The organism is Streptomyces sp. NTH33 (assembly GCF_003236365.1).
Lineage (GTDB): Bacteria > Actinomycetota > Actinomycetes > Streptomycetales > Streptomycetaceae > Streptomyces.
Genome location: NZ_POTZ01001161.1, coordinates 1 through 401 on the forward strand (window position 1 = coordinate 1; position 401 = coordinate 401).

Consider the following 401-nt stretch of genomic DNA (forward strand, 5'->3'; position numbering starts at 1 on the left):
CAATATATGACAATAAGAAATGTTCCATCAGCAATTTTGTATATGGACTTTTCATAGCTTCATACACGAGATCTTTTTCACTTTCTTCTTGCCTTATCTTATCGTCAATATAAGCTGGATCATCTAACTTGTAACTAGTATCATCTGCCACTGTTTTTTTAGTAATATGAAAGACAATACTATCAATGCTGCGTCCTTTTTTAACTTTCTCGTGCGTCACGTTAAAAGTTGTATGAGCATTGATTTCTTTTAAAGAGTTTTTCAAGATATAGCTCTCAAACCTATCAAACCTCTGATACTCATTAACAGTATCAGTCATTTCTCGCAACTCTCGAATACCGATTTTGGGATTACGATAACTTTCTACTTGTTCTTCTCGTCGTCCACCTTTAACGCTGTAG

Annotated in this window: 1 protein-coding gene; it reads right to left on the reverse strand. The window is 34.4% G+C overall.

Annotation, left to right across the window (positions count from 1 at the left end):
- Window positions 1–401 (reverse strand): RepB family plasmid replication initiator protein (locus tag C1I97_RS38985; RefSeq protein WP_146608504.1); only part of this gene is annotated, 401 nt, incomplete at both ends.